This window comes from Azoarcus sp. KH32C (genome assembly GCF_000349945.1).
GTDB lineage: Bacteria > Pseudomonadota > Gammaproteobacteria > Burkholderiales > Rhodocyclaceae > Aromatoleum.
Map to the genome: position 1 here is coordinate 3,427,186 of NC_020516.1, position 26,287 is coordinate 3,453,472.

At 59.0% G+C, this 26,287-nt stretch carries 26 protein-coding genes and 1 tRNA gene; 1 reads left to right on the plus strand and 26 read right to left on the minus strand.

Annotated features, from left to right (window positions below; translation table 11 throughout):
- Positions 1-9: 9 nt before the first annotated feature.
- From AZKH_RS15100 to AZKH_RS15225, 26 genes are all read right to left on the minus strand, one after another.
- Entirely contained in the window at positions 10-606 is a 597-nt protein-coding gene (locus AZKH_RS15100) for an NUDIX domain-containing protein (protein ID WP_015436656.1), read from the minus strand.
- Complete coding sequence (nuoN, locus tag AZKH_RS15105) at positions 584-2,152, minus strand: NADH-quinone oxidoreductase subunit NuoN (protein ID WP_015436657.1); 1,569 nt, start codon at positions 2,150-2,152, stop codon at positions 584-586. The genes AZKH_RS15100 and nuoN overlap by 23 nt, the downstream gene beginning before the upstream one ends.
- Positions 2,153-2,187: 35 nt before the next feature.
- Entirely contained in the window at positions 2,188-3,669 is a 1,482-nt protein-coding gene (locus AZKH_RS15110) for an NADH-quinone oxidoreductase subunit M (RefSeq protein WP_015436658.1), read from the minus strand.
- 69 nt (positions 3,670-3,738) lie between these two features.
- Positions 3,739-5,763, minus strand: a complete 2,025-nt coding sequence (gene nuoL / locus AZKH_RS15115; protein ID WP_015436659.1) for an NADH-quinone oxidoreductase subunit L — start codon at positions 5,761-5,763, stop codon at positions 3,739-3,741.
- A 12-nt stretch (positions 5,764-5,775) separates the two neighbouring features.
- Positions 5,776-6,084, minus strand: coding sequence for an NADH-quinone oxidoreductase subunit NuoK (gene nuoK, locus AZKH_RS15120; RefSeq protein ID WP_015436660.1), 309 nt, complete (start codon positions 6,082-6,084; stop codon positions 5,776-5,778).
- 42 nt (positions 6,085-6,126) lie between these two features.
- Positions 6,127-6,729: an NADH-quinone oxidoreductase subunit J gene (locus tag AZKH_RS15125; protein ID WP_041656232.1), complete on the minus strand. Its 603-nt coding sequence runs from the start codon at positions 6,727-6,729 to the stop codon at positions 6,127-6,129.
- 31 nt (positions 6,730-6,760) lie between these two features.
- Positions 6,761-7,246: an NADH-quinone oxidoreductase subunit NuoI gene (nuoI, locus tag AZKH_RS15130; RefSeq protein ID WP_015436662.1), complete on the minus strand. Its 486-nt coding sequence runs from the start codon at positions 7,244-7,246 to the stop codon at positions 6,761-6,763.
- A gap of 10 nt (positions 7,247-7,256) precedes the next feature.
- Positions 7,257-8,306, minus strand: coding sequence for an NADH-quinone oxidoreductase subunit NuoH (nuoH, locus tag AZKH_RS15135; RefSeq protein WP_015436663.1), 1,050 nt, complete (start codon positions 8,304-8,306; stop codon positions 7,257-7,259).
- Positions 8,306-10,645, minus strand: coding sequence for an NADH-quinone oxidoreductase subunit NuoG (gene nuoG, locus AZKH_RS15140; RefSeq protein WP_015436664.1), 2,340 nt, complete (start codon positions 10,643-10,645; stop codon positions 8,306-8,308). The genes nuoH and nuoG overlap by 1 nt, the downstream gene beginning before the upstream one ends.
- A complete protein-coding gene (gene nuoF / locus AZKH_RS15145) occupies positions 10,645-11,958 on the minus strand; it encodes an NADH-quinone oxidoreductase subunit NuoF (protein ID WP_015436665.1) in 1,314 nt (437 codons plus the stop codon). Before nuoF ends, nuoG begins: the two co-directional genes overlap by 1 nt.
- Positions 11,955-12,434, minus strand: a complete 480-nt coding sequence (gene nuoE / locus AZKH_RS15150) for an NADH-quinone oxidoreductase subunit NuoE (RefSeq protein ID WP_015436666.1) — start codon at positions 12,432-12,434, stop codon at positions 11,955-11,957. Before nuoE ends, nuoF begins: the two co-directional genes overlap by 4 nt.
- 51 nt (positions 12,435-12,485) lie before the next feature.
- A complete protein-coding gene (locus tag AZKH_RS15155) occupies positions 12,486-13,739 on the minus strand; it encodes an NADH-quinone oxidoreductase subunit D (RefSeq protein ID WP_015436667.1) in 1,254 nt (417 codons plus the stop codon).
- Positions 13,732-14,337, minus strand: coding sequence for an NADH-quinone oxidoreductase subunit C (locus AZKH_RS15160; protein WP_041656234.1), 606 nt, complete (start codon positions 14,335-14,337; stop codon positions 13,732-13,734). The genes AZKH_RS15155 and AZKH_RS15160 overlap by 8 nt, the downstream gene beginning before the upstream one ends.
- An 11-nt stretch (positions 14,338-14,348) precedes the next feature.
- Positions 14,349-14,825, minus strand: coding sequence for an NADH-quinone oxidoreductase subunit B family protein (locus AZKH_RS27310; RefSeq protein WP_018992218.1), 477 nt, complete (start codon positions 14,823-14,825; stop codon positions 14,349-14,351).
- 3 nt (positions 14,826-14,828) lie between these two features.
- On the minus strand, positions 14,829-15,203 hold the full coding sequence (ndhC, locus tag AZKH_RS27315; protein ID WP_015436671.1) for an NADH-quinone oxidoreductase subunit A: 375 nt from the start codon (positions 15,201-15,203) through the stop codon (positions 14,829-14,831).
- A gap of 93 nt (positions 15,204-15,296) precedes the next feature.
- Positions 15,297-15,381 (minus strand) — tRNA-Leu (locus AZKH_RS15175).
- Positions 15,382-15,446: 65 nt separating this feature from the next.
- A complete protein-coding gene (secG, locus tag AZKH_RS15180; RefSeq protein WP_015436672.1) occupies positions 15,447-15,809 on the minus strand; it encodes a preprotein translocase subunit SecG in 363 nt (120 codons plus the stop codon).
- 13 nt (positions 15,810-15,822) lie between these two features.
- Positions 15,823-16,590, minus strand: a complete 768-nt coding sequence (gene tpiA, locus AZKH_RS15185; protein ID WP_015436673.1) for a triose-phosphate isomerase — start codon at positions 16,588-16,590, stop codon at positions 15,823-15,825.
- Between the two features lie 198 nt (positions 16,591-16,788).
- A complete protein-coding gene (gene pstB, locus AZKH_RS15190) occupies positions 16,789-17,667 on the minus strand; it encodes a phosphate ABC transporter ATP-binding protein PstB (RefSeq protein WP_015436674.1) in 879 nt (292 codons plus the stop codon).
- Positions 17,661-18,584, minus strand: a complete 924-nt coding sequence (gene pstA, locus AZKH_RS15195; RefSeq protein WP_015436675.1) for a phosphate ABC transporter permease PstA — start codon at positions 18,582-18,584, stop codon at positions 17,661-17,663. Before pstA ends, pstB begins: the two co-directional genes overlap by 7 nt.
- A 9-nt stretch (positions 18,585-18,593) precedes the next feature.
- A complete protein-coding gene (gene pstC / locus AZKH_RS15200) occupies positions 18,594-19,553 on the minus strand; it encodes a phosphate ABC transporter permease subunit PstC (RefSeq protein ID WP_041656240.1) in 960 nt (319 codons plus the stop codon).
- A 57-nt stretch (positions 19,554-19,610) separates the two neighbouring features.
- On the minus strand, positions 19,611-20,603 hold the full coding sequence (locus tag AZKH_RS15205; RefSeq protein WP_015436677.1) for a PstS family phosphate ABC transporter substrate-binding protein: 993 nt from the start codon (positions 20,601-20,603) through the stop codon (positions 19,611-19,613).
- A gap of 166 nt (positions 20,604-20,769) precedes the next feature.
- Entirely contained in the window at positions 20,770-22,131 is a 1,362-nt protein-coding gene (gene glmM / locus AZKH_RS15210; protein ID WP_015436678.1) for a phosphoglucosamine mutase, read from the minus strand.
- Positions 22,132-22,182: 51 nt separating this feature from the next.
- Positions 22,183-23,028: a dihydropteroate synthase gene (folP, locus tag AZKH_RS15215; RefSeq protein ID WP_015436679.1), complete on the minus strand. Its 846-nt coding sequence runs from the start codon at positions 23,026-23,028 to the stop codon at positions 22,183-22,185.
- A gap of 69 nt (positions 23,029-23,097) precedes the next feature.
- Positions 23,098-24,993 carry an ATP-dependent zinc metalloprotease FtsH gene (gene ftsH / locus AZKH_RS15220; protein WP_041656241.1) on the minus strand — a complete coding sequence of 632 codons (1,896 nt, stop codon included), beginning with the start codon at positions 24,991-24,993 and terminating at the stop codon, positions 23,098-23,100.
- A 131-nt stretch (positions 24,994-25,124) separates the two neighbouring features.
- Positions 25,125-25,748 (minus strand): RlmE family RNA methyltransferase, encoded by a 624-nt coding sequence (locus AZKH_RS15225; protein WP_041656243.1) that lies wholly within the window; start codon positions 25,746-25,748, stop codon positions 25,125-25,127.
- Between the two features lie 39 nt (positions 25,749-25,787).
- Here AZKH_RS15225 and AZKH_RS15230 point away from each other — a divergent pair, with 39 nt between their 5' ends.
- A complete protein-coding gene (locus AZKH_RS15230) occupies positions 25,788-26,258 on the plus strand; it encodes a YhbY family RNA-binding protein (protein WP_015436682.1) in 471 nt (156 codons plus the stop codon).
- Positions 26,259-26,287 lie beyond the last annotated feature (29 nt).

Below are 26,287 nucleotides of genomic sequence, written 5' to 3' on the forward strand. Positions count from 1 at the left end.
TCCGCACGATCAAGCTTTGGGGGCCGGTCCGGCCGGCACGATACTCCAGCCCAGCAAGGGTATGGCCCGGAACAACGCGGTAATCGTCTTCGCGTCGGTAATCAAGCCGTCGAATATCGCCGCAATCGCCTCCTGAGGCTGCAGGCTCAGGACCTCGAGAAATTCTCCATGATCCAGCGCATCGCCGACATGCGCGAGATCGCGAGCGACAAAGATCTCTATCCGCTCGTCGGAGTAACCGATACACGGGTGCATCACGCCGGCGTACTCCCAGGCACCCGCCTCGTACCCGGTCTCCTCCCGCAATTCCCGCTGCGCACACTCGAGCAACTCCTCTCCCGCGTCGATCTTGCCTGCGGGCAACTCGAGAAACGCACGCCGCAGCGGATACCGGAACTGGCGCTCAAAAACCAGCGAGCCATCCGCTAGAACGGCGATCACAACGACCGCCCCCGGATGGCAAACGTACTCGCGGACGCTCTCCGCACCGTCTGGAAGGACCACCCGGTCCTGGCGTACCTTCAGCAGTACGCCATCGTAGACCGGGCGGGACTCGAGCTCGACTTCCTCGAGTGGATCTCGCTTAGAGGGAGGCGAGGAGCGCATAGGCGCACAGCGACATCAACCCCTGCGGCAGCAGGCCCAGGACCGCAATCGCGAGACCGTTGGCCGTCAGCAGCACACGCAATTCGCCGGGGGCGCTGATCGGCGCCGGATCCTGCGGCTCGTCGAAGTACATCACCTTCACGACGCGCAGGTAGTAGTACGCGCCGATCACCGACATCACCACCGCCAGGACCGCGAGCCACACATAACCGGCCGCGACAACGGCCTGGAGGACCGACAGTTTGGCGAAGAAGCCGATGAAGAACGGGATGCCGGCCATCGAGAACATCACCATCATCATCACGGCGGCGAACCAAGAGCTGCGCTTGTTGAGTCCCTTGAAGTCGTCGATGGTTTCGGCTTCGAAACCGGCGCGCGACAGCAAGATCACCATGCCGAACGACGCCAGGCTCATGATCACATAGGACACGGCGTAGAACATCGCCGAACTATAGGCATTCAGGGCGAAATTGCGATCGCCGTCGACCACCCCGGCCAGCATGCCGAGCAGCACGAAGCCCATGTGCGAGATACCCGAATAGGCCAGCATCCGCTTGATATTGGTTTGTGCGATCGCCGCGAGGTTGCCCAAGATGATCGACAGCACTGCCAGGAACATCAGCATCGACTGCCACTGATCGGCAAGTTCGAACAGGCCATACACCAGCACGCGCATTGTCATCGCGAAGGCAGCCAGCTTCGGCGCGGTCGAGATCACCAGCGTCACAGCGGTCGGTGCGCCCTGATACACGTCCGGCACCCACATATGGAACGGAACGACGCCAAGCTTGAACGCCAGACCGGCCAGGATGAACACCAGACCGAACACGAGAACGGTCTTGTTGGCCGCCTGCTGGTAGATCGACTGTGCGATCGCCGACAGTTCCAGGCTGCCCGTCGCGCCGTAGATCATCGAGATGCCATAGAGCAGAAGACCAGATGCCAGTGCGCCGAGCGCAAAGTACTTCATCGCCGCTTCGGTCGAACGGGCAGAATCGCGATCGAACGCCACCATGCCATACAGCGACAGGGACATCATTTCGAGGCCCATGTAGAGCGACAGCAGATGATTGGCACTGATCATCACCATCATGCCAAGGCTCATGAGCAACGACAGCAGGTAATACTCGGCGCGTTCGATCTTGCGGTCAGCCATATATCCGCGCCCGTACAGCAGCGCAATCGCAACGGCCAGCAGAGAGAAGACCTTCAACAGCCCGCCGAGCATGTCACCGATGAACATGCCGTTGAACGTCGCAACGACTTCATTGGCCGCATAGCCCTGGGCCAAGCCCATCACGCCTTCGGCGAGTTGATTGCCGAACAGAGGCACTTCCGCAATCACGGCCGCGACGGCCGCGAGCAGGTTGGGGCTCACCAGGATCGTCAAGGCAGCGGCAAACAACAGCGTGAGCTGCGTCAGGCCGTAGGCAAGATCGCTCGCGATGCGACGCGCAAACGTCGCGCTGAGCATGATCACGAGCGCCATCACGGCGACGAATATCTCGGCCGTTGCGGGGTAGAAGTCCGGGACAACGAAATTCATCTTCTGACCAGTCCGAAAAAGTGTCTCGCCCGCTCTTAGAGCTTGCTCACGGCAACATGCCGCAGGAGTTCATTAACCGAAGAATGCATCACCTCGGTGAAGGGAAGCGGATACACCCCCATCGCCAGGACACATGCACCAAGGAGCGCCAGGAAGGCAAATTCACGGGCATTGATGTCCGCAAGTTCGGCCACATGGCTGTTACCCACCACACCGAAGACCACGCGCTTGTACATCCACAGGGTGTACGCAGCGCCCATGATCAGGGTCGTCGCCGCAGCGAAAGCCACCCAGAAGTTGAACTGAACGGCGCCCAACACCACCATGAATTCACCGATGAAGCCGCTCGTGCCCGGCAGACCCGCATTGGCCATCGAGAACAGCATGAAGAAGGCGGCGAACTTCGGCATCGTGTTCACAACACCGCCGTAATCGGCGATGTTGCGCGAATGCACGCGGTCATACAGCACGCCGATGCAAAGGAACATTGCGCCGGACACGAAGCCGTGCGAGATCATCTGCACCAGAGCGCCTTCGATCCCGACCGGGTTGAACATGAAGAACCCAAGCGTCACGAAGCCCATGTGCGAGATCGAAGAGTACGCAACCAGCTTCTTCATATCGGTCTGGACCAGCGCGACGAAGCCAATGTAGATCACGGCGATCAACGACAGCGTGATCATCATCGGAGCCATTGCCTGCGATGCATCGGGAACGATCGGCAGCGAGAAGCGCAGGAAGCCGTATGCGCCAAGCTTCAGGGCAATCGCAGCCAGCACGACGGAACCACCGGTCGGAGCCTCGACGTGTGCATCCGGCAACCAGGTATGCACCGGCCACATCGGCACCTTCACGGCAAATGCCAGCAGGAACGCCCAGAAGATCAGATGTTGCGCCGAGCTTCCGAGCGGAAGATTGTGCCACTCGAGAATATTGAAGCTGCCACCCGCTTCCATGAATAGATACAGCAGTGCAATCAGCATCATCAGCGAGCCGATCAGCGTGTAAAGGAAGAACTTGATTGCGGCATAAACCCGATTCGGGCCGCCCCACACACCGATCACGAGGTACAGCGGAATCAGGGACGCTTCGAAGAAGACATAGAACAGGATGCCGTCGAGTGCCGAGAAGATCCCGTTCATGAGGCCGGACATGATTAGGAAGGCTGCCATGTACTGGGCAACCTTCTCTTGGATCACCTGCCATCCGGCCATCACGACCATGATCGTGATGAACGCGTTCAGCAATACGAAGAGGACAGAGATCCCATCAACGCCGAGGTGGTAATTGATGTTGAAGCGCGGGATCCAGGGCATGAACTCGGAAAACTGCATCGCGCTGGACGAGCTGTCGAACAGCACGAACAGCGGGATCGAGACAGCGAACCCGGCGAGCGCAACGAGTATCGAAAGGAATCGCGCGAGCGGCGCGTTGCGATCCGAGCCGGTTGCTAGCACGAGCAACCCGCCCAGGATCGGTATCCAGATCGCGAGGCTGAGGAATGGCATACCCGTCATCGTTACTTTCCGTTCAGTGCGCGTGACATCAAAGCGCGTTTATCGTTATTCACCAATCGCCCCCGCTGATCAACCTACGTTGAACCAGAAGGTCAGCAGGATGAAGACCCCAATGATCATTGCAAAGGCGTACTGATAGAGGTGCCCAGTCTGGAACAGACGGCTGACCTGTGCGACCCACCCCACCAGCCTTGCCGTGCCATTGACCGCCATGCCGTCGATCACCGCCTGGTCGCCGGCCTTCCAAAGGCCACGGCCCAGAAGACGCGCACCGCCCGCGAAGAACACCTCGTTGAACCGGTCGAAGAAGTACTTGTTCTCGAGCAGCGTATGCACCGGGCTGAATGCGCGTTGAATCTTCGCCGGGATATCCGGCCGGACCATGTAAAAGAACCAGGCGACAGCAACACCACTCATGGCCAGCATGAACGGTAGCGACGTAACACCATGCAGCGCCATCGCAACCGGTCCATCAAATTCGTGAGCCAGTTCCGCCATCGCTTCATGCGACTCGGCAATGTGGATCACACCTTTGAACCAAGATCCAAACAGCATCGGTTCGATGGTGAAGAAACCGATCACGACAGAAGGAATTGCGAGCAGCACCAGCGGCAACGTCACGACCCATGGCGACTCGTGCGGCTTTTGCCCGGGAGCCAGACCGTGATGGTGATCGGCCGACACCTCCTCGTCGTCGTGGTCACCCTCGTGATCGTGATGTGCGCCGTGAGCCTTGCCGAACCGTTCCTCGCCATGGAACACAAGGAAGTACATCCGGAACGAGTAGAACGCAGTGACGAAAACCCCGAGCATCACACAGAAGAACGCGTAGCTCGAACCGGGAATATGGGACGCGTGGACCGCCTCGATAATCGAGTCCTTCGAGTAGAAGCCTGCGAAGAACGGGAAACCGATCAACGCGAGCGAACCGAGCAGCGACGTGACCCAGGTGATCGGCATGTACTTCCACAGCCCCCCCATGTTGCGCATATCCTGATCATGGTGCATGCCGATGATCACCGAGCCGGCGCCAAGAAACAGCAGCGCCTTGAAGAACGCGTGCGTCATCAGGTGGAACACCGCCGCGGAATACGCCGACGCACCAAGCGCAACAGTCATGTAGCCGAGCTGCGAAAGCGTCGAATACGCAACGACGCGCTTGATGTCGTTCTGGACGATGCCGAGGAAACCCATGAACAGAGCGGTCGTGGCGCCGATGACCAACACGAACGACAGCGCGACGTCCGACAGTTCGAACAGCGGCGACATCCGCGCCACCATGAAGATGCCTGCGGTAACCATGGTCGCCGCGTGAATCAGTGCCGAAATCGGCGTCGGACCTTCCATCGAGTCCGGCAGCCACACGTGAAGCGGAACCTGCGCCGACTTGCCCATCGCACCGATGAACAGGCAGATACAGATCGCCGTGATCAAGGGCCAGCCCGTCGCTGCCATTTCTTGCGCAGCCAGCTCACCGCCCTTCGCGAACACCTCTGCGTAGTTCAGGCTTCCCGCGTACGCTGCAATGAGACCGATTCCAAGCAGAAAACCGAAGTCGCCGACGCGGTTGACCAGAAAGGCCTTCAGGTTCGCGTAGATGGCGGTCGGACGTTCGTACCAGAAACCGATCAGCAGGTAGGACACCAAACCGACGGCTTCCCAGCCGAAGAACAATTGCATGAAATTGTTCGCCATGACGAGCATCAGCATGGAGAACGTGAACAACGAGATGTAGCTGAAGAAGCGCTGATATCCAGGATCTTCATGCATGTAGCCGATCGTGTAGATATGCACCATCAGCGACACGAAGGTCACGACCAACATCATCATGACCGTAAGCGAATCAACCAGGAAACCAACCTCGAACGTGAGGTTCCCGCTCTTCATCCACGTGTATACCGTCCCGTTGAACGTATTACCGGCCTGGACGTCCTGGAAGATCACGACCGATGCCGCGAAGGCGATCGCGACCCCCAGAATCGTGGCGATATGGGCGCCGGCGCGACCGATGATCTTGCCGAACAACCCCGCCAGAATTGCTCCCGCCAACGGCGCTAGCGGTACAACGAGATAGAGCTTTTGCATGTCCGTCATCGCGACGCTTCCTTAACCCTTGAGGCTGTCCAGATCATCCACATGAATCGTCCGCAGATTGCGGAACAGCACCACCAAAATCGCGAGACCGATCGCCGATTCAGCTGCTGCCACCGTGAGAATGAAGAAAACGAAAATCTGCCCGCCAAGATCACCCAGATAATGGGAGAACGCGACGAAATTCAGGTTGACCGCGAGCAACATCAGTTCGATGGCCATCAGCAGCACGATCAGATTCTTTCGGTTCAGGAAAATCCCGACCACGCTGATCGCGAAGAGGATCGCGCCCAGGATGAGGTAATGGGAAAGCGAAAGCATCATTAACTCCCTCGTTGCGCCGGGTGAAAGCCACCCGGCACGTTCTTATTCTTTTTCGACCGGAATCGAAACCAGTTCGACGCAATCAGCACGCTTGACTGCCACTTGCACCGCCGGATCCACCCGACGGATACCCTTGCGCGTACGCAGCGTCAGCGTGACTGCCACTACCATCGCGACGAGCAGCAGCAACGAGGCAAGTTCGAACGGGTACGCATAGTCCGTGTACAGCAAGCGCCCCAGTTCGCGGGTATTGCTGTAGCCGGCTAGCGCGGCCGGCGGTTCCGGCATGGCTTCGAGACCGAAATAGCGCCCTCCCAGCACAAGTGCCATTTCGACCACCAGCAGGGCCCCAATCAACGCACCGACCGGCAGATAACTCCAGAAGCCTTCACGCAGTCTGTCGATGTTGATGTCGAGCATCATGACGACAAACAGGAACAGGACCATCACTGCCCCGACATAGACCATCACCAGCACGATGGCGAGGAACTCGGCAGCCAGAAGCAGCCAGATCCCGCCCGCAGTGAAGAAGGCGAGCACAAGGAACAACGCGGCATGCACCGGGTTCCTCGCAGTAATGACTCTCAGCCCGGCGAAGACCATGATTGCCGAGAGTACGTAAAAGACAAAGGTTTTGAATTCCATGCTCTTTCCCGTGGCGCCCTAAGGCTTTCCCTTAGCGATACTTGGCATCGGCTTCGCGGTCGGCGGCAATCTGCGCCTCGTGCCGGTCACCGACCGCAAGCAGCATCTGCTTCGTGTAGTAAAGGTCGCCGCGCTGCTCGCCGTGATACTCGAACACACGCGTCTCGACGATCGCATCCACCGGGCAAGCCTCTTCGCAGAAGCCGCAGAAGATGCATTTCGTCAGATCGATGTCATACCGTGTCGTACGCCGCGAACCGTCGTCCCGCTGATCCGATTCGATCGTGATGGCCATCGCCGGACAAATCGCTTCGCACAGCTTGCACGCGATGCAGCGCTCCTCGCCGTTCGGGTAGCGACGCAAGGCGTGCAGCCCACGGAAACGAGAACTCTGAGGAGTCTTCTCTTCCGGAAACTGGACCGTAATTTTTCGCGCAAACAGGTGTCGCCCCGTAAGCGCCATGCCCTTAATCAGTTCCTTGAGGAACAGGCTACCGATGTAATCCTTCGCACCCATCAAAGGCCCCTCACTTCCAGATCGACAGCGGGGACATCATCCACACCGTCACCACGAGCACCCAAACCAGGGTGATAGGAATGAATACCTTCCAGCCCAACCGCATGATGTGGTCGTACCGGAAACGCGGAAATGTCGCTCGAGCCCACAGAAACAGGAACAAGATGAACGCAGTCTTGAGCGCCAGCCACAGGAACCCGTCGGGGAATGCGCTGAACGGCGACAGCCACCCGCCCAGGAAGAGCGTCGAGGTCATTGCCGACACGAGGAACATATTCGCGTACTCGGCGAGGAAGAACAGCGCGAACGCCATTCCCGAATACTCGACCATGTGGCCGGCAACGATTTCGGATTCGCCTTCGACGACGTCGAACGGCGCACGGTTGGTCTCGGCGATACCCGAGATCAGATAAACCACGAACATCGGGAACATCGGCAGCCAGTTCCACGACAGGATCGAAAAACCCATGTCGGCGAATCGGCCATGCCCTTGCGAATTCACTATGTCGGAGAGATTGAGACTCGCGGAGACCATCAGCACGCAAATCAGTGCGAAGCCCATCGCCACTTCGTACGACACCATTTGTGCCGCCGCGCGCATCGACCCGAGAAACGCGTACTTCGAGTTCGACGCCCACCCGGCGATGATGACGCCGTAGACTTCCATCGACGTGATCGCCATCAGGAACAACAAGCCGGCGTTAAGATTCGAAAGCACCAGCCCGTCACCGAACGGAACCACAACCCAAGCAGCCAGCGACGGGGCAATGGCCATGATCGGCCCGACAATGAACAAGCCCTTGCTCGCGCCCGACGGAACGATGATTTCCTTAAGGAGCAGCTTGATGCCGTCCGCCATCGGCTGCAGCAGCCCTTTCGGACCAACTCGGTTTGGACCGATCCGGACCTGCATGTAGCCGATCACCTTTCGCTCGGCAAGGGTCAGATACGCGACGCCGATCATCAGCGGAGCGACAACGGCCACGATCTTGGCGAGGGTCCACACCAGCGGCCAGGTTGGGCCGAAAAACTGTGATACCGGTTCAAGCAACGCTTCCATTAGATTCGCTCCAGGCTGATCTGGCCGCACATCGCGCCCAGCGCAACAGTCTCAGGATGAGCAGCAGCGATTCGGACGCAGTTGGCAGCAACCGAATCATCGGCAACGACCTTGCACTCCACGGCCGCACCACCTTGCCTCACACGAACGCGCGCGCCAGCGTCGATACCCAGTGCGCTCAACGTCGAAGCGCTCGCGCGAACCGGGGCGGCCTTGGCATCTCTGGTCTTCTGCAACGAGACTGCGCGGCGGACCAGGGGGTCGGCGGCATACATCGGCACGTCACTGACGCGCTCCAGCCCGGCAGAAGCGGAGGCAGCGGGCGCTAACGACAAACCGGAGATGCGGCTCGACAAGCGCGAAGCGATTTCTTCACCAAGGACCTCGGCGGCGACGGCTTCGGAGTCGTTCTGCTCGAACCCGTCGAACTTGAACAGGTTGCCGAGCACACGAAGGACCTTCCATGCCGGTCGGGTCTCGCCAAGGGGACGAGCAACCGCGTGGAAATTCTGGGCACGGCCTTCGCAATTCACAAATGTGCCCGACGTTTCGGTGAAAGGAGCCACCGGGAGCAGAACGTCCGCCGTCGCGAGCAGCGAAGCCGACTTGAACGCCGTCATCGCCACAACCAAGGGCGCCGAGCCAAGGGCCGCCATCGCTGCAACGGGGTCCGCGAAATCCATGTCCGGTTCGGCGTTCAAAAGCAGGTAGGCCTTCCGGGGCTGTTCCAGCATTTGGCGCGCATTCAGCCCGCCGACAAGCGGATGAGCCTTAACCAAATATCCACCCACGCTGTTCGCAGCCTCGCCGATCACGCCATAACTCGCACCAGCAACGCGCGCAATCTCCTGCGCGACCAGCTGGATGTCGGCTGCATTCTCACTCTGCACCACCAGATTGCCGAGCCAAACAGCAGACTTGCGACCGCTGGACAGACTGCGTGCGATTGCGCGCGCTTCGTCGCCGATTACCGACGGCAACTGTCCGGCAAACTCCTCGGAGACCGGCACGCCCTTTTCGCTCGCAAGCGCGGAAAGAACCTCGAGAAGCGTCGTAACGATTGCAGACGGAGCGACCACAGCACGATTCCGGACCGGTAGCTTCCAATCATCAGCCGCCGAATCGACCGCACTCACTTCGAGCCCACGCTTCGCGGCTTGTCGAACACGCTGACAGAGGAGCGGCGCGTCCTTGCGCAGGAAACTTCCAATGACCAGCAAGCGACTCAGGCTCGAGACGTCTGCGATCGACATGCCGAGCGACGGGACGCCTTCGCGGTATCCGTCCGCGCGGAAATCACTCTGGCGCAGACGGAAATCCACGTGGTCCGAGCCGATCGCGCGAGTAAACTTCTGCAGGAGATGCAGTTCCTCAAGCGTGGAATGCGGCGATGCCAACGCACCGATTGCGCCAGGTCCATTTTCCTTGCTGGTCTTCCGCAGCCCGTTTGCAACGAACTCGAGCGCAGTCTGCCAATCGGTCTGCTTCCACGCCCCACCTTCCTTGAGCATGGGAACAGTCAGCCGGTCGTCGCTGCTAAGCCCTTCATACGAAAAGCGATCCTTGTCCGTGAGCCAGCACTCGTTCACCTCTTCGTTTTCGAGAGGCAGAACGCGTTTCACCGCATCGTGCTTAACCTGAACGATCAGATTCGCCCCCAGCGAATCATGCGGGCTGACAGACTTGCGGCGGGACAACTCCCACGTCCGCGCGGCGAAGCGGAACGGCTTCGACGTCAGTGCACCGACCGGGCACAGATCGATGATATTTCCGGAAAGTTCGGAATCGACCGTCCGCTCGACGAACGGCATGATTTCCGCATGCTCTCCGCGAAACGCCTGGCCCAGTTCCATTTCACCGGCGATTTCTGTCGTGAAACGAACACAGCGCGTGCAATTGATGCAGCGAGTCATGTCCGTGGCGACGAGCGGCCCCAAGTTCTTACTGAGAACGACGCGCTTCTCTTCCTGGTAACGCGACTGGCTGCCACCGTAGCCAACTGCCAAATCCTGAAGCTGGCACTCACCACCTTGGTCACAGATCGGACAGTCGAGCGGATGGTTGACCAGCAGAAACTCCATGACGCCCTTTTGTGCCTTGATCGCCTGTTCCGACCTCGTCCAGACCTTCATGCCATTGGTGACGGGGGTCGCGCAGGCCGGCAGCGGCTTCGGCGCCTTCTCAACCTGCACCAAGCACATACGGCAATTGGCGGCAATCGAGAGTTTCTTGTGATAACAGAAGTGCGGGATGAAAGCACCGGTCTTGGTAGCAGCATCCATGATGGTGCTGCCATCCTCGACCGTCACCTGCTTGCCGTCGATTTCGATCTCTAGCATCACGGTCTCACGTAGATTTGGCTGCCCGAATGTTGAACTTCGGGAGGCACTAGACATTTCTTGTTTTCGATGTGGTACTGGAATTCGTCGCCGAAATGCTTCACGAAGCTCTGGACGGGCATCGACGCAGCGTCACCGAGCGCGCAAATCGTGCGACCCATGATGTTTCCAGTAACGGAATTCAGAAGATCCAGATCGTCGGAACGGCCAAGACCGTTCTCGATCCGATGGACGACGCGGTACAGCCAGCCGGTGCCCTCACGGCAAGGCGTACATTGTCCGCAGGATTCTTCGAAGTAGAAATACGACAGCCGTTCGAGCGCCTTCACCATGCAGGTGGTCTCGTCCATGACGATGACCGCTCCGGAGCCAAGCATCGACCCAGCTTTCGAGATCGAGTCGTAGTCCATCGTACAGTCCATCATGACGCTACCGGGAACCACGGGCGCAGACGAACCACCGGGAATGACCGCCTTCAACTTGCGGCCGCCACGCATGCCGCCTGCCATTTCGAGCAGCTCGGCAAAGGGAGTACCCATCGCCACTTCGTAATTCCCGGGTCGATTGACGTGACCGGAAACGGAGAAAAGCTTGGTACCGCCGTTATTCGGCTTGCCGAGATTCAGGAAGCCTTCGCCACCCATATTCACGATGAACGGCACCGACGCAAAAGTCTCGGTGTTGTTGATCGTGGTCGGCTTGCCATACAGACCATAGCTCGCGGGGAACGGGGGCTTGAATCGCGGCTGTCCCTTCTTGCCTTCGATCGACTCCAGCAACGCGGTTTCTTCGCCGCAGATATATGCGCCGTAACCGTGGTGTGCAAACAGATCAAAGGAGAATTCGGAACCCAGGATATTCTTTCCGAGCAACCCGGCTTCGCGCGCCTCAGCGAGCGCCTCTTCGAAGCGTTGGTAAACTTCGAAAATTTCGCCGTGAATGTAGTTGTATCCGCGCTCGCAGCCCATTGCATAGGCCGCGATCGTCATCCCCTCGATAACCGTATGGGGGTTGTAGCGCAGGATATCTCGGTCCTTGAACGTGCCCGGTTCACCTTCGTCGGAGTTACAGCAAAGGTACTTCGCCCCGGGGAAGGAACGCGGCATGAAGCTCCACTTGAGGCCGGTGGGAAACCCGGCGCCACCGCGCCCGCGCAGCGACGACGCCTTCAGTTCCGCAATGATGGCTTCCGGCGCAATCTTTTCGTCGATTATCTTGCGCAGCGCCGAATAGCCCCCGCGCGCAACATAATCCTGAAGCCCCCAAGTACGATCGCCGTCCAGTCCGGCGAGAATCAGTCCGCCTGCGCTCATTTGCTTTCCAGCTCCGCCAGCATCTGGTCGATCTTTTCCTTAGTCATCCAGCTGCACATGCGATGGTTATTGACCAGCAACACCGGCGCATCGCCACAGGCCCCCATGCACTCGCCTTCTTTCAGCGTAAACATGCCGTCGGCCGTCGTCTCGTTGAAATCGATACCCAGCTTTTCCTTGAGATACGTTGCCGCATGCACCCCGCCCGATAGCGCACAGGGCAAATTGGTGCACACCGTGATCTTGTGGCGGCCGACGGGTTCGAGGTCGTACATGTTGTAGAAACTGGCGACTTCGAACGCAGCAATCGCAGGCATCCCGAGATACCCGGCGACAAATTCGATGACGTCCTTCGGAAGCCAGCCTTTTTCGACCTGCGCAATGCGCAGCGCTGACATGCACGCAGACTGCTTTTGATCCGGTGGATACTTGGCGATCTCGCGATCAATCTGTTGTAGCGATTCCTGACTCAGCATTTCGTACTCGTCTTCCCGCGTTGCCTGCCGATGTTCTTAAGTTCGCTGCGTTCAGCGATCGATTTCGCCGAACACGATATCCATCGTTCCGATGATGGCGACCACGTCGGCGATCATGTGGCCCCGTGCCATTTCGTCCATCGCTGCCAGGTGCGCAAATCCAGGCGCACGCAACTTCAGGCGATACGGCTTGTTCGCGCCATCGGAAACCGCATAAACACCGAATTCACCCTTCGGATGCTCCACTGCCGAATAGACCTCGCCCTTCGGCACATGCATCCCTTCGGTGAAGAGCTTGAAGTGGTGAATCAGCTCTTCCATGTTGGCTTTCATGCGTTCGCGCGGCGGCGGTGCAACCTTGTGATTATCGGCAATAACCGGCCCGGGATTCGCGCGCAACCAAGCGATGCATTGCTTGATGATGCGGTTCGATTGACGCATCTCTTCCATACGGCACAGATAGCGGTCGTAGCAGTCCCCGTTTTTGCCGAGGGGCACATCGAAATCTACCTGATCGTAAACTTCGTACGGCTGCTTGCGACGCAGATCCCAGGCCACGCCCGAACCCCGAAGCATGACTCCGGTGAAACCGAGCGCCTTCGCCTGCTCCGGCGAAACGACACCGATCCCGACCGTACGCTGCTTCCAGATCCGGTTGTCGGTGAGCAGAGTTTCATACTCGTCGCAATAGCCGTCGAAACGGTTGGTGAAGTCCTCAAGAAAATCCAGCATGGAACCCTGCCGGCTTTCATTGAGTTCTTGAACCGTCTTCGCGTTCTTGAACTTGTTGACCTGATACTGCGGCATGCGGTCCGGCAAATCGCGATATACACCGCCCGGCCGGTAATAAGCGGCATGCAAACGCGCCCCGGAAACGGCCTCGTACACGTCGAGCAGATCCTCGCGCTCGCGGAAGGTGTAAAGCACCATCGTCATCGCACCGATATCGAGCGCGTGCGTACCGATACCGAGAAGGTGATTCAGGATCCGCGTGATTTCATCGAACATCACGCGAATGTATTGCGCGCGGATTGGCACCTCGAGACCGAGCAATTTCTCGATTGCCATGCAATAGGCGTGCTCGTTGCACATCATCGAGACGTAGTCGAGTCGATCCATATACGGGACCGACTGGATCCAGGTACGCGTCTCGGCGAGTTTTTCGGTACCACGATGCAGCAGCCCGATATGCGGGTCTGCACGCTCGACGACTTCGCCATCGAGTTCCAGCACCAGACGGAGCACGCCGTGCGCGGACGGGTGCTGCGGACCAAAGTTGATGGTGTAATTGCGAATCTCAGCCATGGCCGACATCCCCGTAATTGTCTTCGCGAACAATGCGCGGCGTGTTTTCACGCGGCTCGATCGTCACAGGCTGATAAACGACACGCCCCTGCTCAGGGTCGTAACGCATTTCCACGTAACCAGAAATCGGAAAATCCTTGCGGAACGGATGACCGACGAAACCATAGTCCGTCAAGATCCGACGCAGATCGGGGTGACCGCTGAACATGATGCCGTACAAATCGAAGGTTTCGCGCTCATACCAGTTCGCACTGGGCCAGATACCGACTAGTGACTCCAGCACGGGAAACTCGTCTTCGTCGGCAAAGGCACGCAAACGCACGCGCCAGTTCTTGGAAACCGAGAGCAAATGCGCAGCCGCGGCAAAACGCCGACCTTCCCAAGGCGCATTTCCGTAAGCGGAATAATCCAGACCAGAGAGATCGACCAGCTGCTCGAAGGCGAGCTCCGGATGATTCTTCAGCTCCTGCGCAACGGCAAGATAATCACCGGCAGACACCTCGATCGTGACTTCACCGCGATCGAGAACAAGGGAGCGCAGCCGGTCACCAAAGACTTCCTGAAGGACCTGACCGAGACGTTCTAGCTTCGCACTCATAAATCCACCCATCACCGCGCTATGGTGTTCGTGCGCTTGATCTTGTTTTGCAGCTGGATAATGCCGTAGAGCAGCGCTTCGGCCGTCGGGGGGCAGCCCGGCACATAGACATCAACCGGAACGATCCGGTCGCAGCCCCGAACCACCGAATACGAGTAGTGGTAATAGCCGCCACCATTGGCGCAGGAGCCCATCGAGATCACCCAACGGGGTTCCGCCATCTGCTCGTAAACCTTGCGCAATGCAGGCGCCATCTTGTTACAGAGCGTGCCTGCTACGATCATCAGATCGGACTGACGCGGACTGGGCCGGAAGACAACGCCGAAACGGTCAAGATCATAACGCGAACAGCCTGCATGAATCATTTCGACCGCACAGCACGCAAGACCGAAAGTCATTGGCCACAGCGAGCCAGTACGCGTCCAGTTAATCACTGCATCCAGGGATGTAGTGACAAATCCTTCGCGAAAGACGCCCTCAATACTCATGCATCACTCCCAGTCGAGCGCACCGTTTTTCCACTCGACGATATAGCCGATAACCAGAACGGCAAGAAAAACCATTACCGAACCGAATACGAACCAGGCGACCTGACCGGCCGCAATGAATTCCTGGAAGACTGTCGCCCACGGAAACAGAAAGGCGATCTCGAGATCGAACAGAATGAAAAGAATCGCGATGAGGTAATAGCGCACGTCGAACTTCATGCGCGCGTCTTCGAACGCCTCGAAACCGCACTCGTACGGAGACAGCTTTTCGCTATCCGGGCGATAGGGCGCAAGAACGCGCCCAAGAATGAGAGGCACTATGCCCACACCAAGACCCACGAGGATGAACATCAGAACAGGAAAGTAGTTTTCCAGCATTGCGTGACACCCCGTCAATTGTCGGTTTGTTTTAGTTTTACTTCCTGCCTCTCGGCATGAAAACGCCCGCATGCGCGGGCGATTCAGATATGCTGGTGCCGACGGTGAGACTCGAACTCACACGGCTTGCGCCACCACCCCCTCAAGATGGCGTGTCTACCAATTTCACCACGTCGGCACGTCGTTCGTTACAGCTCGAAAATTATACGACTTTTTCCGCGCTGCGCAAAGGCAAAAGTGTGCTTACTTTGGAATCGACTGAGCCTTCGAATCCTGACCGCTTTCGCTCGATGGAGCCTCGCCGGCAGCCGGCGCGGGCGCCGGTGCAACACCCTGCATGATGCTCGTCGGCTGCTGCTTCGGCTTACTGCTTGCCAGATAGCTGAGACCCAAACTCGTCATGAAGAACACGGCCGCGAGGACCGCAGTGGTTCGACTGAGGAAGTTAGCGGACCCTGAAGCACCAAACACACTTCCTGAAGCACCACTACCGAATGCCGCACCCGCATCAGCTCCCTTGCCATGCTGCATCAGCACAAGCCCAATAACACCTAGGCCTACCAGCACGTGGATCGTCAACACGATTGAAAAAATATAATTACCCATTACAAATCCTTATTTAATCGACCACCCGTTGCGAGGCGCCCGCAGCCGCCCTGCAGATTTCAAGAAACTGAGACGCGTCGAGAGAAGCTCCGCCAATCAATCCGCCATCGACATCGGGCAATCTGAACAAAGCGCCCGCACCGTCGGCTTTGACGCTCCCACCATAGAGAATGGCGATACTGGATGCATCATGCACGTGAGCAGCAAGCCAACGACGAATAAAGGCGAGAACGTCTTGAATTTGGTCGCCGGAAGCCGCCCTTCCCGTCCCAATTGCCCAGACTGGCTCATATGCGATGACCACTTTTTGCAACAGCTCCGGATCAAGAGCCGCACGGACGGCATCCAGTTGGCGCATAAGAACGGCTTCGACCGCACCCGCGTCGCGCTCGCCCAAAGTCTCCCCGACGCAAATAATTGGCGTCAAACCGGAACGAACAACGGCGAGCGCCTTGCGCGCCACGACTTCGTCGCTCTCACCAAACATGCTACGCCGCTCAGAATGCCCAACGATGACGTACTTCACCGAAAAATCGGCGAGCATCGAACAACTGACCTCACCGGTGTACGCTCCACCGCTGAACTCACTAACGTTCTGTGCCGCAAGCGCAATCCCACTTCCTTCCAGCAGTCCTTCGGCCTGCTCCAGAAACGGGAACGGCACGCTGACGGCACATGCAAGCCCTGAAGGCATCGCGCCGACAATCTGCTCCAGCAATGAGCGGTTGCCGCTTCGGTCGCCGTTCATCTTCCAATTGCCGACGACAAGCTTGCCCTTCATCCCTTAGCCCCAGCAAATTCTTTTATTCTATCCTGAGGCGTGGATTTCGGCAAAAGCCATGCAGCCACTCACACTCTTGCAGTGCAAGCGTCGCAGCGGGAAGAGGCTGAGCTCCTCCCGCCACAGGAGACGTAGGGTTCGACATCCAACGCGCTAGCATCACCTTCGGCAGCCGGCATTGAACAGCCGTGGCGCCGATTAGCCGAAGCGACCGGTAATATAGTCTTCCGTTTCTTTCCGGCGAGGATTCACAAAAATCTGACTGGTTTCCCCGAACTCCATCAGCTCACCGAGATACATGTATGCAGTGAAGTCCGACACGCGAGCGGCCTGCTGCATGTTGTGGGTGACGATGAGGATCGTGACCTTTTCGCGCAGCTCGTGAATGAGGTCTTCGATACTTGCGGTAGCGATGGGATCGAGCGCGGACGTCGGTTCGTCGAAGAGCAGCACTTCCGGATCGGTCGCCAGACAACGCGCGATGCACAAGCGCTGCTGCTGGCCGCCAGACAGGGCGGTTGCGGGCTCATGGAGGCGGCGCTCCACCTCAGTCCACAGGGCCGCACCCTTCAGCGCTTCCTGAACGCGGTCATCGATTGCGGATTTACTACGCTCTCCCCGGATTCTGAGACCGTAGGCGACGTTCTCGTAGATCGACTTCGGGAACGGATTCGGCTTCTGGAACACCATCCCGATTCGCATACGCACTTCGATCGGATCGACGGCGGCGTCAAGCAAATTCGTGTTGTCCGGGTGCAGGCGAATCACGCCTTCGTACCGATTGCCCGGATAAAGGTCGTGCATGCGATTGAAGGATCGTAACAGAGTCGACTTGCCGCATCCCGACGGGCCGATCAGGGCCGTGACTCGCTTCTCGAACACGGGAAGCGAGATCGATTTGAGCGCCTTGAAGTCACTGTAATAGAAGCTAAAATCCTCCACGATCGCTTTGACGGGCAGCACCTTCTCCCGGGCAGCGTTGGCTACCGAAGGCTGCCCTATCGACCCACGCACATTGCCACCTCTCCCTGCACCACCGGTCGGCTTGCCAACTTGCTCTTCCACGCTGCTCACCATTTGATGTCCTTACGCAAGCGATAACGGATCCAGATCGACACTGCATTCATCGCCAAGGTCATCAAGACCAGGATGAAGCCTGCTGCTGCCGCATTTTGCTGGAATGCCTCTTCCGGCCTCGACGTCCAGTTGAACATCTGGATCGGCATGACCGTAAAACCGGACTTCAACCAAGCGAAGTTGATCCAAGGGAAGTCCGGGCCGATCGGGGCCTCGGGTAGAAACGCGATAAACGTCAGGGCGCCGATCGTAATGATCGGAGCAGTCTCACCGATGGCACGCGACATGCCGATGATTACGCCGGTGAGGATGCCCGGCAGCGAATAAGGCACGATATGGTCGCGGGTCACCTGCCAGCGCGTCGCACCGAGGCCGTAGGCGGCTTCCCGAATATGCTGCGGAATGCCCCGGATCGCTTCGCGGGTCGCGACGACAACGACGGGAAGGATCAGCAAACCGAGCGTCAGCCCCGCAGAGAGGATGCTTTGACCAAACCCGAATCCGTAAACGAACACCCCGAGGGCGAGCAGTCCGTAAACGATGGACGGTACGCCTGCGAGATTGGTGACATTGATTTCGATGATGTCCGTGACGATGTTCTTCCGTGCGTATTCTTCGAGGTAGACGCCTGCCGCCACGCCCAGCGGGACAGCGGAAATGGCCGTGACGAGCATCACCAGCAGCGATCCGACCCACGCAGACAGGATGCCTGCCTGAGACGCCCGCCGGGACGGGAAGTTGGTGAAGAACTCCGGGGTCAGGCGATCCCAACCAGCGTAGGCCATCTGGGCAAACAGTCCCACAAACGTCAGCACACCCAGCATTAGCGCAAGAAAGCCGGCAACCGCGAACACGATGTCCCAGCGCTTGTTGCGCCGAATAATGCGCCTGATAAGCGAAATTTCAGCAAAATTCATGTCGCCTCCTCAGTAGGCCTCGCGGAAGCGGCGGCGCAAAATGTGGCCGACAAGATTGAGTGCCAGCGTCATCAGCATCAGGCTCAGACCTGCTGCGAAAATCGACTGGTAGCCGATCGATCCATGGGGCAAGTCCCCAAGAGCGACCTGAACGATGTAAGCCGAAATGGTTTGCGCCGACTCCAGCGGATTGATCGTGAAATTCGGCTGCATTCCTGCAGCCACCGCGACGATCATCGTTTCACCCACGGCACGGGAAATGCCGAGGATGTAGGCGGAAAGGATGCCGGACAGCGCAGCAGGAAGAACAACACGGAGGGCGGTCTGGAGCTTCGTCGCACCCATTGCGTAGGAACCTTCGCGCATGCTCATCGGCACTGCGCGCATGGCGTCCTCGGCGAGGGAACTGACGTAGGGAATGATGGCAATACCCATGACGATGCCGGCGCCGAGCATGTTGAATCCGGCAAGATCCTGAATCAACAGCTGCAACATCGGGATGACGACGACAAGCGCAAAATAGCCGTAAATGATCGTCGGGATGCTGCCGAGCAACTCAAGGAAAGGCTTGACGATCTCACGAACGGCAGGCTTGGCAAACTCCGACAGATAGATTGCGATCGTCGTACCAAGGGGAATCGCGACGAGCAGCGCGACCATCGACGTCGTCAGCGTCCCGGACAGCAGCGGGAGAATGCCATAGCGCGGCTCAGCAAAAAGCGGCGTCCACATGGTGTCCGTCAGGAACGACCAGACCGACACACTCTCGAAAAACCGAAGGGATTCGGCGACAAGGATCCAAACGATCCCCAGGGTAGTAACGACGGAAACGCTAGCGGCGCAAAACAGCAGCGCCTCGATGACGCGCTCGCGGCTATTGCGCAAAGCCTTCCGTGCCAATCGATCGCTGACGACCAAAGGCACAGGCGGTACGGCCACAGAGGAATTCACTGGATTGATATCTCGCATGCTTCGGATCGGTCACATCGATGGGGTACAGGATTGTCCCGTACCCCATCCACTGCATCACAGCTTCGATTCGCGGCTCAGGAGTGCATCGATGGTCACGCCCACTTCGGCCTCGCCACCAAAAACGGTACCCAGCTTCTTCTTGCTCACATGCTCCAGCGCAGTGTCATACGCCTTGGCGGGCAATGGAACGTACTTGACCTCGGTAGCCAGCTTGGCGGCATTCTTCATGTAGAAAGTGACAAATTCGCGCACTTCCTGCTTTTGCATCGCCTTCTCGCTGACGTAGATGAAGATCGGCCGCGACAGCGGATTGTAGGAGCCGTCGATCACCGCCTTCGGGCCCGGCTCAACCGCCTGACCAGCCTTGTTCACGATCGGAACGGCCTTCAGCTTGCCCTGGTTTTCAACGTAATACGCGTAACCGAAGTAGCCGATCGCGTTCACGTCGCGCGACACACCCTGCACGAGGACATTATCGTCCTCCGATGCCGTGTAATCGCCACGCGAAGACTTGGCCTTGCCAACCGTCGCTTCGGTAAAGTAGTCAAAGGTACCCGAATCCGCACCCGGCCCGAAGAGCTTCAACGGAACATCGGGGAATGATGCGTCCACCTGCTTCCAGGTCGTTACCTTGCCCTGGGCGGCCGGCTCCCACATCTTTTTGAGCTGCTCGGCATTGAGTTGCTTGATAAACGTGTTCTTGGGGTTGATGACGACGGTGAGGGCATCGAAGGCGACCGGGAGTTCAAAATACTTGATACCGGCCTGGGCGCACGCCTCCATTTCCTGCTTCAGGATCGGGCGCGATGCGTCGGAAATATCCGTCTCGCCCCGGCAGAATTTCTTGAAACCGCCCCCGGTTCCCGAAATGCCGACAGTGACCTTCACGGCGCCCTTCGTGGACTTCTGGAAGTCTTCGGCAACAGCCTCCGTTATCGGGAATACGGTGCTCGAACCGTCAATCTTTACGACCGCCTGCGCGTGCGCAGCAGTCTGAATCCCGGAGAAGAGGATTGCGACTGCGGCAGCGAGTTTGAAACTGGGCATCTTGATTCTCCTGGGAAATGATCGCACCCGACTTGCAGGTGGGTGCTCTTCGACCAGGCTGTGAAACCGATCCTGAGACCAAGCCTCATCAGCCTGCCCCATCTTTGGGACGAGGCATACTGTAGACGGCGGACATTTCAGCAATGTGACAGTTCATATTTCGGCTTCAGCAAAGCCCTTCCGTCGCTCCCCGCACGCAATCCGCAATTTTCCCGGCAAGCAAATCCACCTCCGCCCCATCGGCGCCTTCGACCATCACACGCAGTAGCGGCTCGGTGCCCGACGGCCGCAACAGCACGCGCCCACGCTCTCCCAGTTGACGCTCCGCCGCCTCCCGCGCGGCGTCTATGCCCTTATCCGACCGCCAGTCGAACCCTGCGGGAAGGCGCACGTTGATCAGCTTCTGCGGATAGAAGACGAGGTCGGCACATGCCTCGTCGAGCGTCTGCCGGTGCTGCTTGAGTGCTGCGAGTACTTGTAGAGCCGAGATGATGCCGTCGCCGGTAGAGTGCCTGTCGAGGCAAATAATATGCCCTGAATTCTCGCCACCGAGCTTCCATCCCTGTTGATGCATCAACTCAAGCACGTATCGGTCACCGACCTTCGCGCGAGCGAATGGCACGCCGAGTCGCAACACCGCGTGCTCGAAGCCGAGATTGCTCATCAGGGTGCCAACCACGCCATCCAGGGACCCGGTCGCCTTACGCGCCGCCGCGATTACGTACAACAGCTTGTCGCCGTCGTAGATATCGCCCCGACTGTCGACCATCATCACGCGATCTCCGTCACCGTCGAGTGCGATACCGATGTCCGCCCCTTGCTCGAGTACGGCCGCTCGCAGCGCTTCGGGATGCGTCGCACCACAACGGTCGTTGATATTCAGACCGTTGGGCTCGACGCCGACGGTGACGACCTCTGCGCCCAGTTCGTGGAACACGCTCGGTGCGATGTGGTAGGCGGCGCCGTGGGCGCAGTCGACGGCAATCCGCAGGCCGCGCAGATCCAGTTCGTTCGGAAACGTACTCTTGCAAAATTCGATATAGCGCCCGGCAGCATCTCCGATGCGCCGGGCGCGCCCCAGCCGCGCCGCCTCGACACAGGACATCGGCTGATCGACCCGAGCTTCGATCTCCTCTTCGACCGCGTCGGGCAGCTTGGTCCCGCTAGCGGAAAAAAATTTGATGCCGTTGTCGAAATACGGATTGTGGGAGGCCGAAATCACGACGCCAGCCTGCAGGCGCAAAGCCCGCGTCAGATAGGCTACCGCCGGGGTGGGCACGGGACCGGCAAGCAGCACATCCACTCCGGCAGCCGCAAATCCAGCTTCCAGGGCGGCTTCGAGCATATATCCTGAGACACGAGTGTCCTTGCCGATCAGGATGGAGGGACGTTCGCCACGAGGCAATTGCTCACGCCCCACGAGCGTAATTCCCGCGGCGTAGCCCAACCGCATGACAAACTCAGGAGTAATCGTAGAGTCGCCGACACGCCCACGCACACCGTCAGTACCGAAATATTTGCGCGCCATCGCACTTTCCGCATCAGTTTAGAAACGTGAATTATCTCATCAACGATTGATTCAAGGCTCTGCGCTGATGCGAGGCTGCCGGACCGCTTGCCACACCTCGAGGGCATCGCGAGTCTGGGCGACATCATGAACACGCACGATTCTCGCGCCCAGTTCCACGCATATCATGGCGGCCGCTACGCTGCCAGTGACGCGCTCGGCGGTGGGCCTCCCGGTAATCGTACCGATCATGGTCTTGCGCGAGACGCCGATCAGCTGCGGGTAGCCTGTCGCGACGAAGCGGTCCAAGGCGCGCATCAGCGCGAGGTTGTGGTCCAGCGTCTTGCCAAAACCAAACCCGGGATCAAGCACCAAGCGTTCGCGCGCAATGCCCGCCTCGAGCAACACGCCGACACGCTCCTCGAGGAAATTCAGCACCTCCGAGACGACATCATCGTATTGCGGGTCTTTCTGCATGTTGCGAGGCTCGCCCTTCATGTGCATGACACAGAGAGCGGCATCCGAGTCGTGGACCGCCTCGACCGCTCCAGCGGCCCGGAATCCGTTGATGTCGTTGACGAGGCTGGCGCCCGCTGCCAGCACGGCGCGCATGACTTCAGGCTTGAACGTATCGACCGACACGGGAACCGGCCAGTCCGCCAATCGTTCGACGAGTGGAACCACGCGGTCCAGCTCTTCCTGCTCGGAAACCGGATCCGCACCGGGGCGGCTTGATTCGCCGCCGAGATCGAGCAAATGGGCCCCCTCCGCGACGGCCAACTCCGCTCTTCGCAAGGCCAAGTCCAGGTCCCGTCCGACGCCGTCACCGGAAAATGAATCCGGCGTCGTATTGATGATCGCCATGATGCGCGGTTGCTCGAGGTCGAGCCTGAAACGACCACATTGCAGGAATTGCATTCAAGTCTCCCGAAAAGCATCAGGCCGGCTTGCGCCGGCCTGATTTACATACAGAGCTGCCAGAGGGGATCACGCAACCGGGGCTGCAGCAGTCGGCGCAGCGCCCGGGGCATCGTCTCCACGCGACCGACGAAGCGGAAGCGACGTCGGCTTTGGCGCCCGCGGCGAGCGGCCGGCCATGATATCGTCGATCTGGTCCGCGTCGAGCGTTTCCCACTCAAGCAGGGCGTGGGTCATGGCCTCGATCTTATCCTTGTTCTCTTCAATCAGGCGCCGCGCCAAGGCGTACTGCTGATCGATGATCCGACGAATCTCCGCATCCACCTTTTGCATCGTCGCTTCCGATACGTTGCGGTGGGTCGTCACTTGGCGGCCGAGGAAGATTTCTCCCTCTTCTTCGCCATACACCATCGGTCCGAGGTTATCCGACATCCCCCACTGCGTAACCATGCGCCGGGCAAGATCGGTGGCTCGCTGGAAGTCATTGGACGCGCCAGTGGTCATCTGATTCATGAAGATTTCTTCACAGATCCGGCCGCCAAACAGCACGGCAATCGTCTGCAGCAGGCGTTCGCGGTCCTGACTGTAACGGTCCTGCTCGGGAAGCTGCATGGTGACACCGAGAGCGCGCCCACGCGGAATGATCGTGACCTTGTGGACCGGATCGGTGCGATCGAGGAGCTTGGCGACGACAGCATGGCCGGACTCGTGGTAGGCCGTGTTGCGGCGCTCTTCCTCGGGCATCACCATCGAACGGCGCTCCGCCCCCATCATGATCTTGTCCTTGGCTCGTTCGAAATCCTCCATGTCGACAAGACGCTTGTTACCGCGAGCGGCAAAGAGAGCCGCCTCATTGACCAGGTTGGCGAGATCCGCACCCGAAAATCCAGGAGTCCCGCGCGCAAGCACGATCGGTTCGACGTCCGGAGCGATCGGGACCTTGCGCATGTGGACCTTGAGAATTTGTTCGCGACCACGGATATCGGGCAACGGCACAACCACCTGACGGTCGAATCGTCCCGGGCGAAGCAACGCAGGGTCGAGCACGTCCGGTCGGTTGGTCGCAGCGATGACAATCACGCCGGTCTGACCTTCGAAGCCGTCCATTTCGACGAGCAACTGGTTGAGCGTCTGCTCACGCTCATCATTGCCCCCGCCCATCCCAGCACCGCGCTGGCGACCGACCGCGTCGATCTCGTCGATGAAGATGATGCAAGGGGCGTGCTTCTTGGCCTGCTCAAACATGTCGCGCACGCGCGCCGCACCGACACCGACGAACATCTCGACGAAATCCGAGCCGGAAATCGAGAAGAACGGCACCTTGGCCTCGCCGGCAATAGCCTTGGCGAGCAGCGTCTTACCCGTACCAGGCGAACCAACCATCAGGACGCCCTTCGGAATATGTCCGCCCAGCTTCTGGAACTTCGACGGGTCGCGTAGGAAGTCGACCAGTTCAGAGACTTCCTCTTTGGCCTCGTCGCAACCGGCGACGTCAACGAAAGTGACCGAGTTAGCAGACTCGTCGAGCATGCGCGCCTTGGACTTGCCGAACGAGAATGCGCCGCCGCGTCCTCCGCCCTGCATCTGGCGCATGAAGAAGATCCACACGCCGATGAGCAGCAGCATCGGGAACCACGAGACGAAGATGCTCATCAGGAAGGACTGCTCTTCCTCGGGCTTGGTCGCGTTGACTGCGACACCGGCCCGGATGAGATCCGACACCATCCAGATATCTTGCACTCCGGGCGTGTAGACCGTCACCTGCCGGCCTTCCTGCGTGACCGCACGCACAACGCGCCCGTCGATCGTGGCCTTCGCAACGCGGCCAGCCTTCGCCTCCTCGAGGAACTGCGAATACTCCATGGTATTGGTCGCAGCCTGGCGCGAATTGAACTGGTTGAATACCGTCATCAGCACGACGCCGATAACCATCCAGATCGCAAGATTCTTGAAGAGATTATTCAACTTCTTTCCTTGTCAGCCCGTCCGGGACTCGGGGCTCAATATGGACCCATTCTAGTGGCGAACGTTCCGCGACGTAAACCAATCAACGTCATCAACGGCGCCAATCGCTGGCACGCGCGTCGCTCCTGCACTCATTCTGCCTTTCGCCGCAGACCCAACAAATACACTTCCGGACTACGGTCCCGGGACGCTTTTGGCTTCCGCACCTGAAGCGTCGAGAAGTGTCTCGCTACTTCGTTACGAAACTCCATGAATCCGGCACCCTGGAAAACCTTGATCAGGAAGCTCCCCCCTATCTTGAGGTGGCGGGTCGAAAAATCCAGTGCCAACTCGCCGAGATAAATCGAGCGCGCCTGATCGGCGGTGTCGATCCCGGACATGTTCGGCGCCATATCGGACAACACGATGTCGACAGGCTGACCGGCGAGCCGTGCCTCCAGTTCCTCAAGCACGGCATCGTCCTGAAAATCGCCCTGGATGAAATCGACGCCTGCCATGGGCTCCACTGGCAACAGATCCAGCGCGAACACCTTGCCGGCGGCGCCAACGCGCCTCGTTGCCACTTGGCACCAGGAACCGGGGGCCGCTCCCAGATCCACGACAACCATGCCGGGCTTCAGGAGGTGATCCCGTTCGTCGATCTCCATCAACTTGTAGGCAGCCCGCGAGCGATACCCCTCGCTCTTCGCACGCTGCACATAAGCATCGTTGACGTGCTCCTGCATCCATGCCTTGCTGGTCTTGGTCCGCTTCATGGGAGTAAAATCCATGTCCCTGAAAATTTTGAGAAAAACATGATCGAGCTGTCTCCAACCCGTCGGCGGGAGCTGCGTGCCGCCGCCCACCACCTGAATCCTGTCGTTACGGTCGCCGGAAACGGACTGACGCCGACAGTGCTGAGTGAGATCGAGCGCTCATTGCAGGCACACGAACTCATCAAGATCAAGGTTCAAGGGGCGGAACGCAAGGTTCGTGACGAACTGATGCAGTCGATCTGCCATGCCGTCGAAGCATCGCCAGTACAGCACATCGGTAACATTCTTGTCGTGTGGCGCGATCGCCGGGAGGAGGAATCTTCCGCTCGCCCTGGTGTGGAAACAACAACCGCCAAATCCGGCGGCGGCGCCAAGGCAAAATCGGCCAGCGCCTTTGCGGCAGCGGCCCGCCGCGCGGCGATGATCAAGGCTTCCGCCGACAAGCGCCGCAGCGCCGAGAAGTTCAAACGCAAACTGAACCGCCCTGCAGGCCCTGGCCGCGGCAAGTAACTCCCGCGTCGGGAATTCTGGCGGACCGC